General features: G+C 29.0%; 9 protein-coding genes, 1 tRNA gene, 3 rRNA genes, 1 other RNA gene and 1 other annotated feature. Of the genes, 13 read left to right on the top strand and 1 reads right to left on the bottom strand.

Translation table 11 applies throughout. The annotated features are described in order from the left end of the window. The 11 genes from I2A66_RS16455 to I2A66_RS16405 form a co-directional block, all read left to right on the top strand. A 23S ribosomal RNA gene (locus I2A66_RS16455) occupies positions 1-77 on the top strand; the annotation flags it as partial. An 81-nt stretch (positions 78-158) separates the two neighbouring features. Beyond that, positions 159-275: ribosomal RNA gene (rrf, locus tag I2A66_RS16450) — 5S ribosomal RNA — on the top strand. 146 nt (positions 276-421) lie between these two features. Further along, positions 422-937: a transcription repressor NadR gene (locus I2A66_RS16445; protein WP_122641377.1), complete on the top strand. Its 516-nt coding sequence runs from the start codon at positions 422-424 to the stop codon at positions 935-937. Between the two features lie 107 nt (positions 938-1,044). After that, positions 1,045-1,265 (top strand) — a binding site (T-box leader). A gap of 177 nt (positions 1,266-1,442) precedes the next feature. Beyond that, a complete protein-coding gene (gene serS / locus I2A66_RS16440; protein ID WP_122641376.1) occupies positions 1,443-2,714 on the top strand; it encodes a serine--tRNA ligase in 1,272 nt (423 codons plus the stop codon). Positions 2,715-2,856: 142 nt separating this feature from the next. Then, positions 2,857-3,309: a nucleoside deaminase gene (locus I2A66_RS16435; protein WP_122641375.1), complete on the top strand. Its 453-nt coding sequence runs from the start codon at positions 2,857-2,859 to the stop codon at positions 3,307-3,309. A gap of 3 nt (positions 3,310-3,312) precedes the next feature. Then, a tRNA-Ser gene (locus tag I2A66_RS16430) sits at positions 3,313-3,406 on the top strand. A 29-nt stretch (positions 3,407-3,435) separates the two neighbouring features. Continuing rightward, an RNA gene (gene ffs / locus I2A66_RS16425) (signal recognition particle sRNA large type) lies at positions 3,436-3,700 on the top strand. A gap of 124 nt (positions 3,701-3,824) precedes the next feature. Further along, entirely contained in the window at positions 3,825-5,447 is a 1,623-nt protein-coding gene (dnaX, locus tag I2A66_RS16420) for a DNA polymerase III subunit gamma/tau (protein WP_122641374.1), read from the top strand. Between the two features lie 66 nt (positions 5,448-5,513). After that, positions 5,514-5,855 carry a YbaB/EbfC family nucleoid-associated protein gene (locus I2A66_RS16415; RefSeq protein WP_122641373.1) on the top strand — a complete coding sequence of 114 codons (342 nt, stop codon included), beginning with the start codon at positions 5,514-5,516 and terminating at the stop codon, positions 5,853-5,855. Positions 5,856-5,867: 12 nt separating this feature from the next. After that, the gene (gene recR, locus I2A66_RS16410; protein WP_122641372.1) at positions 5,868-6,467 is read left to right on the top strand and encodes a recombination mediator RecR; all 600 of its coding nucleotides are present in this window, start codon (positions 5,868-5,870) and stop codon (positions 6,465-6,467) included. A gap of 143 nt (positions 6,468-6,610) precedes the next feature. Continuing rightward, positions 6,611-6,832 carry a hypothetical protein gene (locus I2A66_RS16405; protein ID WP_122641371.1) on the top strand — a complete coding sequence of 74 codons (222 nt, stop codon included), beginning with the start codon at positions 6,611-6,613 and terminating at the stop codon, positions 6,830-6,832. An 82-nt stretch (positions 6,833-6,914) separates the two neighbouring features. Here I2A66_RS16405 and I2A66_RS16400 read toward each other — a convergent pair whose 3' ends face one another. Further along, positions 6,915-8,129, bottom strand: a complete 1,215-nt coding sequence (locus tag I2A66_RS16400; protein WP_122641370.1) for an MGDG synthase family glycosyltransferase — start codon at positions 8,127-8,129, stop codon at positions 6,915-6,917. A 178-nt stretch (positions 8,130-8,307) separates the two neighbouring features. Between I2A66_RS16400 and I2A66_RS16395 the strand changes: the two genes are divergently transcribed. Next, entirely contained in the window at positions 8,308-8,538 is a 231-nt protein-coding gene (locus tag I2A66_RS16395; protein ID WP_122641369.1) for a glutaredoxin family protein, read from the top strand. 447 nt (positions 8,539-8,985) lie between these two features. After that, positions 8,986-9,230, top strand: a 16S ribosomal RNA gene (locus tag I2A66_RS16390); the annotation flags it as partial.

The raw sequence follows: 9,230 nt of genomic DNA, 5'->3' as shown, positions 1-9,230 counted from the left end.
CCTGGTTGATAGGTCGAAGGTGTAAGTGCAGTAATGTATTTAGCTTATCGATACTAATAGGTCGAGGACTTGACCAAAACTTAAATGATATATCATAAATGATATGCAGTTTTTAGAGTATTAACTCTAAAACTTAATATAAGTTAATCGAAAGATTATGTGGTTATTATAGCAAAGAGGATACACCTGTTCCCATTCCGAACACAGAAGTTAAGCTCTTTAGCGCTGATGGTACTCGGAGGGCAACCTCCCGGGAGAGTAAGACGTAGCCACGTAATCTTTTTTGTTATATAAAAAATTTAAAAGTATCGTTATTGATTTATTTAATTATAAATTATAAAATATTATTTAAAGTATAAACTATAATAATTTCAACTTAGAAACTACTAAAAATTGGTTTTAGAGGAATATGAGGTGTATTATGAATTTAAATGAAAGAAGAGAGAAACTTCTAGATATAATAGAAAAATCTAATAAGCCTATAAAGGGAAGTGAACTAGCAGATCTGCTAAGTGTAAGTAGGCAAATAATAGTTCAAGATATAGCACTTATAAGAGCTAGTGGAAAAGAAATTGTAGCCACTCCTCAAGGATATATAGTATTTAATCAAAGTAAAAAAATAGAAGGTAAAATACAATGTAAAAATCATAATAATAATGAAGAACTATTTGACGAGTTAAAGGTAATAGTTGATATGGGCGGAATAGTTAAAGATGTTATTGTAAATCATCCTATATATGGAGAAATAAGGGCTGAATTAAATATATCATCTCTTAGAGATATAAAAGAATTCATGGAAAAAGTTAAAAATGATGAGTTTAGGCAACTATCCTCTTTAACAAAATATGATCATAGTCACACAATAGAAGTTGCAAAAAAAGAAATATTAGACGAAATTATAGAAATATTAGACGAAAAAGGTATGTTATCTAACTAATAATATCTATTAATTTTCAATAAACATAAAAAAGAAAACAAAATCGAATAATAGTATTGAAAGTTGTTAATATATATAATATAATGTTTATCAAATAAAACAATTAGTTACAAGCTATGAAGGAAAATAGTAAAAGACATATTTGTATTCAGAGAATGAGTGGTTGGTGAGAACTCATAACAATGGTTTTTGAATCCATTCCAGAGCTTCTAATCGGAAATTATAGTAAGATTAGACGTATGACCTACGTTACAGGATTGAGAGAATTGTGTATTTTGTACATGATTAATTAGGGTGGCAACGCGGATAAAAGACTTTCGTCCCTTTTATAGGGAGTAGAAGGTCTTTTTTTATTACCAAATTTACTGGTATAGTAAGCCAATCTAGAAAATAAATAGATTATTTATAATAAAATTTCCGGAAAATGTAAATAATGCTAGTATAAAAATTTTTAATTAACTAAATAAAATATATTTAAGAGATATATAAAAATTAGGAGGGTAAAATGTTAGATATAAGAAGAATTAGAGAAAATTTAGAAGATATTAAAAAAGCAATGGACAGAAGAGGTGAAAAAGAATTCAACCTTGATATAGTAGTAGAATTAGATGATAAGAGAAGAGATCTACTTAAAGAAGTAGAAGTAATGAAAAATGAAATGAATGTTGAGTCTAAAAAAATACCTCAATTAATAAAAGAAGGTAAGGATGTAACCGCAGATAAAGCAAGATTAAAAGAGTTATCTGATAAGATAAAAGAATTAGATGAAAAAGTTAGAACTGTATCTAATGAAATAGAATATAACTTAATGAGAATACCAAATGTGCCAAATCCTGAAGTTCCACAAGGAACAACTGATGAAGATAATGTTCAAATAAGAACTTGGGGAGAACCTACTAAGTTTAATTTTGAACAAAAAGCTCACTGGGATATAGGTACAGGATTAGGAATATTAGACTTTGAAACTGCAGGTAAAATAACTGGATCAAGATTTACACTATACAAAGGTTTAGGCGCTAGACTTGAAAGAGCATTAATAAACTTCTTCTTAAATACTCATACAGAAGAAAATGGATATACAGAAGTATTACCTCCTTTTATGGCTAATAGATCTAGCTTTATAGGAACTGGGCAATTACCAAAGTTCGAAGAAGATATGTTTAAAGTTGAGGGTGTGGATTATTTCTTAATACCAACAGCAGAAGTACCTGTAACAAATATACATAGAGATGAAATACTAACAGTTGATCAATTACCTATAAAATATTGTGCATATACACCATGCTTTAGATCTGAAGCAGGTTCAGCAGGAAGAGATACTAGAGGATTAGTAAGACAACATCAATTTAATAAAGTTGAATTAGTTAAATTTGTTGCTCCAGAAAATTCATATGATGAATTAGAAAAATTAACTAATGATGCAGAAAAAATATTACAAATGTTAGGACTACCATATAGAGTAGTTAAAATATGTACAGGAGACCTAGGATTTACAGCTGCATTTAAATATGATTTAGAAGTATGGATGCCAAGTTATAATAGATATGTTGAAATATCTTCTTGCTCAAACTTTGAAGATTTCCAAGCTAGAAGAGCTGGTATAAGATTCAAGAGAGATAAAAAATCTAAAGCTGAATATGTACATACATTAAATGGTTCAGGATTAGCGGTAGGAAGATGTTTAGCTGCAATATTAGAAAACTACCAACAAGAAGATGGAACTGTTGTAATACCAGAAGCATTAAGACCATATATGGGTGTAGATGTTATAAAATAAAAAATTAAACTTTAATATAAAAGAAAGGGAGCTAATTTAGCTCTCTTTTTATTTATAGCAGTATTATAATAATAATAAATTTAAGTTGAATTATAAAAGAAAATATGCTAATATAAACTTGTTATAAGTTCTAGGAGGAAATATGGAAAAATTATTCTATATGAAAGAAGCATTAAAAGAGGCAAATAAAGCATATACTAAAGGTGAAACTCCAATAGGAGCTATTATAGTGAAAGATGGTGAAATAATAGCTAGAGCGCATAATTTAACTGAAGAATTGAAAGATAGTACAGCTCATGCTGAAATTTTAGCAATAAAACAAGCTTCAGAGAAATTAGGTGGTTGGAGACTTATGAATTGTGACTTGTATGTTACGATGGAACCGTGTATAATGTGTAGTGGAGCTATAGTTAATTCTAGAATAAAGAAACTTATAATAGGAACTAAGCATATAAAAAATTCATATATAGAAAAACAACATGAATTTAAAATAGATTATTTTGATTTTAATAATATAGAAGTTACGTTTGGAGTAATGAAAGAAGATTGTTCGATCATTTTACAAAAGTTCTTTAAAGACTTACGTAAAAGATAATATGGAGAGATGGTCGAGTCGGTCGAAGGCGCTCGCCTGGAAAGTGAGTATACGTGTTAAAAGCGTATCGTGGGTTCGAATCCCACTCTCTCCGCCAAGAAGTTAATAAATATGGTTGTAATTTTGCTGTACTAGATGGGGAGGTAGCGGTGCCCTGTAACCTGCAATCCGCTATAGCAGGGTTGAATTCCAGCTAGAGGCTTAAAATTTGTAGAGCAGCCCTAAATAAGTGGTGTTGACACTTAGGTCCTACGCAACGAGAGCTCATGAACTCCGTCAGATCAGGAATGAAGCAGCGGTAAGTGATCACTTTCGTGTGCCGTGGGGGAGCCTAAGCCGAGCTAACTGTTTAGGTAACGTCTGTGAGTTTAAGTCAATAGCTGGTGTACAGCATTTAATAATATATAAAAGTAAATCCCTTTAACAGGGATTTTTTTATTTAAAAAAAATGATATAATAATTGAATATGATGGAAAAATTATAAATGAATGATTTTATATTAAGGAGAGAGAAAGATGCATAAAGCATTGTATAGAGTTTATCGACCGCAGAAGTTTGAAGATGTAGTTGGTCAAGAACATATTACTAGGACCTTAAGAAATCAAATAGAAAATAATAATATAGGTCATGCATACTTATTTTCTGGAACTAGAGGTACAGGAAAAACATCTACAGCAAAAATATTTGCAAGAGCAGTAAACTGTTTAAATGGTGTAGATCAAGAACCATGTAATGAGTGTGAAGTATGCAAAGATATATTAAGTGATAACATTATGGATGTTGTAGAGATAGATGCAGCATCTAACAATAGTGTTGATGATATAAGAGAACTTAGGGAGAGCGTTAAGTATTCTCCTACTAAAAGTAAGTATAAGGTATATATAATAGATGAGGTGCATATGTTGTCCCAAGGAGCTTTTAATGCTTTATTAAAGACACTAGAAGAACCACCTTCATATGTAATATTTATATTAGCAACTACAGAACCACATAAGATACCGGCTACTATATTATCTAGATGTCAAAGATTTGATTTTAAGAGAGTTACAGTAAAAGATATTACATCAAGAATGAAAAAAATATGTATAGAAGAAAATATAGAAGTTGAAGAAAAAGCACTTAATTTAATTGCTAGAAATTCACAAGGAGCCCTTAGAGATGCTCTTAGTATATTAGATCAATGTATTTCATTTGGAAATGAAAAAATTGAATATAAGGATGTAGTAGAATTATTAGGAACTGTTAATATAGAACAATTATTTGATTTAGCACAGTACATAATAGATCAGAATACAAAAGAATCACTTAAAGTTTTAAATGAATTTATAATATGGGGTAAAGACATAAGAAACTTAATTAATGATTTAATAGATCATTTTAGAAATTTAATGATCTGTAAAGTATCAAATGATTTAGATGAAATAATTTCTTTGCCAGAAGAAATTATTGAACAATTAAAAAAACAGGCTAATACTGTAAACAATAATGATTTAATAAGGATATTAAATATACTATCAACTACTCAAGATAATATAAAAACAGCATCGAATCCTAGAGTTGTAGCAGAAGTAACTATGATGAAGATAGCTCAGCCTATGTTTGAGAATAGTAAAGAAGCATTAATTAAAAGAATAGAAAACTTAGAAAAAACAATTGAAAGTGGTAATATAACGGTTACCACAATAAAAGAGAATAATAATCAAATTGTTGATGATTCTGCTAATAAGGATGAAGCAATAGAGTATGAACAAGTAAAGAGTGAGGATGTTAAATTAATAGAACAATCTTGGAAGAATATATTAAAAAGTATAAGAGCAGACAAAAACATGCCTGTATACGCACTTTTAGGTGATGTAAGAGATTTCAATGTATACAATAGTCAATTATATTTAATATTTGATGATAATTATGGATTTGCTAAAACTAGGTTAAGTTCACCAGATACAATAGAATATATACAAAATAAGATAAGAGAAATAATTAATAGAAGTTTTATTGTGAAAATATTCTTAAAGTCTGAAGTAAAAGATGTAGAATTAGCTATAAAAGAAACGTCTCAAGATAAGGGTGAAGAAATTTTAAAAAATATAGTTAGCCCAGAAGTGTTAGAAGTAAAGGATCATATAGAGGAAAATTAGATCAAATAATAAATATTTATTTATGATATAATATAAAAATAAAGAATTTTAAGGAGGAAGAGTAATATGGCTAAGAAAAATTTTGGTGGAATGATGCCTGGAAACATGAATAATATATTAAAGCAGGCTCAAAAGATGCAAGAAAATATGCAAAAAATGCAAGAAGAGTTAGAATCTAAAGAAGTAGAAGCTTCAGTTGGTGGAGGAGCTGTTACTGTTAAAGTAAATGGCAAGAAAGAAGTAATAGATATAACTATAAAACCAGAGGTAGTAGATCCAGATGATATAGAAATGCTACAAGACTTAGTACTGAGTGCAGTGAATCAAGCATTAAAGAGTGTAGATGATATGCAAGCTAGTCAAATGAGTAAAGTTACTGGAGGTATGAATATACCTGGTTTATTTTAGTAGGTGATATTGATGCAAGTATATACAGGGCCTATATCTAGGCTAATAGAAGAGTTTTCAAAACTTCCTGGAATAGGAAGAAAAACAGCCCAAAGATTGGCATTTCATGTTATAAATATGAAAACAAATGATGTGGAAAGTTTATCTAAGGCTATAATAGAAGCTAAAAGAGAAATAAAATACTGCTCAATCTGCTGTAATATAACAGATACAGATCCTTGTAGTATGTGTTCTAATAAAAATAGAGATTCTAGCGTAATTTGTGTAGTAGAAGATCCTAGAGATGTAGCTGCTATGGAAAGAACAAGAGAATTTAAGGGAAAATACCATGTATTGAATGGAGTAATATCTCCTATGGATGGTATAGGACCTGATATGATAAAAATAAAAGAGCTTATAGTAAGATTAGGTAGTGAGGATGTTAAAGAGTTAATAATGGCAACAAACCCTACAATAGAAGGAGAAGCTACAGCTATGTATATAGCGAGATTAGTTAAGCCTATGGGTATAAAGGTGACTAGGATAGCACATGGATTACCTGTTGGAGGAGACCTAGAGTATGCAGATGAAGTTACTATAAGTAAAGCTCTAGAAGGAAGAAGAGAAATATAAAAAATCGGGGAAAAACCTCGATTTTTTTGTCATTTTTTTTTAGAAATTGCTAAAAAAATTTAAATAGGAATTATTGAATGAAGCATATTACTAATGTATAATTTGATTTAAGTTTATCTAAATTTTTAAATTAGAGGTGTTACATGAAATCAACTATGAACTTAGAAGAACATGAGGCTATGAAGGAAAAAAGAACAAGAAACCTAAAAACCAGAGAAGAATCTAAGTATAACTATGATGACGATTTAAGCTTGTTAATTAGTAAAAAGAAAAAAAAGCAAGCTAAAAATAAAGACAGCGTATTTAGGAATAATTATAAAAACTATCAATATGACTATGAAGAAGATTTCTATGAGCCTTTATAAGAAGATTATGACATGTATTTATATGGATTTTAAAATAAAAAAAGGGATACTTTAATTAAAAAAGTATCCTTTTTATTTTACTTTATTTACTTATAAGTATTTTTTCCACTAAGTTTGCTATATTTTGTGCAGAATCAGACTTTTGTATAGACTTTATATTATTTTTTAATATTTCTAGTCTAGTTGGATCGTCAATAAGCACTTTTAATAAAACAGTTAAAGTGAATTTTTTTGTGGGCTTTAAAGCTGCACCACAATTTGAAAGAAAATCTAAATTTTCTTCTTCTTGACCTGGAATATAGTATGGAATTATCATAGGTAAATCTTTAAGCAATGCTTCTGTAGTAGTAAGCCCACCTGGTTTACTTACTAAAACATCTACAGAAGCTAAAAGATCATTCATTTTATCCGTGAATCCTAAAATAAGTATTTTTTTATCCATTATATCAACATGTGTTTCTAGCTTTTTTTCTAATTTTTCCTTTAAATTTTCATTTCTACCTGTAATAACTATAATTTGAAAATCTCTATCTATATTTAAAAGTTCTTCCAATGTTTCTTTTATATTTCCAGCTCCAAAACTACCGCCCATTAATAATACTGTAAATTTATCTGGATTTAAACCAAATTCAGATAAAACTGTAGAACGATCTCTATTAGATAAGAAAGATTTTTCTACAGGAATTCCGAATGTTTTAACTTTTTCAGGAGATACTCCATCATATATTAAGAGTTCTTTTACATATTCGTGTCCTGCAATGTAGTAATCAATTTCATTTTGTATCCATGTAGAATGAGTTGTATAGTCTGTTAAAACTGTTATTAGTGGTGGAACATATAAATTACAATAATATTTATGTAGAGCATCGTGTAAAATAGAGTTCTCATGATTTTTATATGCTTTGGCATTTTTCTTTAAAGTGCTAAGAGCAATCATAGGAAAAGGATGAGTACCTATTATTAAATCAGGTTTAGATTTATCAAGTAAAGACCTGAATTTTTTTGCCATAAATGAAGTAAGTGGATTATCTTTAAATTCATTTTTAGAAGCTAAAGTTGTTTCAGATAATCTATATACACTTCCATAAGCTTTAGGTGTATATATAGCTGATTTTTCATAGCCTCTAGATATTATTTTATCCATAGTACTATTAACTAGTTTTAAACTATCTATGATTTCACACTCTATTGGAGAACCATCTATTATTTTATTACTAAGTTCTTCCTTAATAGCTCGAGCAGCTCTATTATGCCCACCGCCTGTAGACGCGGACATTATTAATACTTTTTTGCTCATACTAAAATCCTCCTAAAAGATATAAGATTATATTGTATAATAACCTAATTTTATGTATTATAATTATATTTTATCAAAAATATTTATTAAATTATTAAGATTGAGTTAATAATAATCTAATACAATATATAAAAAAAAACAAGTATAATGAAAGTTATCAAAAATATAGGAGGAATAAATGAATAAGATAGAGATATATTCAAGTGATACATGTATTAATTGTATAAAAGCAAAGGAATATTTTGAAGAAATCGGTGAAAATTATATAGAATATAATATTTCAAAAGATTTATCAGCTAAAAGAGAGTTAATCAGTATGGGCTATATGTCTGTTCCAGTAATACTTATTAATGGAGAACATGTACTTGGATTTGATAAAAATCGAATTGATGCGTTGCTAGAAGATTAATTTGTATATATTTAAATTTAAAGTCAATGTCCTTAGTTACATAAATTATGCTATATATAAATAAAGTGACTAAGGATAGAGTAAATTCAATATATACAATATATATAAGAAGTTTAATATTTATATATAATAGCGAATAAAAATGTAGAAATAGTATAAAATAAATGATAATTATAAAATAAATAAAAAAAGTTAAAAAAAGTGTTGACGATATAAAAATAAGGTGGTATAGTATTACTTGTCCTTAAGAAAAGGGCAAACGACTTAAGAAAAAAATAAAAAAGTCTTGACTAAGAAATGAAAACTTGGTAAGATAAGTAAGTCGAAACAATGAACTTTGAAAATTAAACAGTAGGTTAATTTATATAACTAATTCTTATTTAAGAATTAAACACAAACAACCAAGCCAGATATTCAGATAATGATTAGCTGAGCGATGGACAACTTTTATTTGAGAGTTTGATCCTGGCTCAGGATGAACGCTGGCGGCGTGCCTAACACATGCAAGTCGAGCGAACTTCTTCGGAAGTGAGCGGCGGACGGGTGAGTAACGCGTGGGTAACCTGCCCTATACACACGGATAACGTACCGAAAGGTACGCTAATACGAGATGACATATTTTTATCGCATGATAGAAATATCAAAGCTCCGGCGGTATAGGATGGACCCGCGTCTGATTAGCTAGTTGGTAA

The organism is Romboutsia sp. 1001713B170207_170306_H8, from assembly GCF_015550495.1.
Classification (GTDB): Bacteria; Bacillota; Clostridia; order Peptostreptococcales; family Peptostreptococcaceae; genus Romboutsia_E.
Note: the sequence above shows the minus strand (reverse complement) of the source record. Positions and strands in the feature narration are given on the sequence as shown.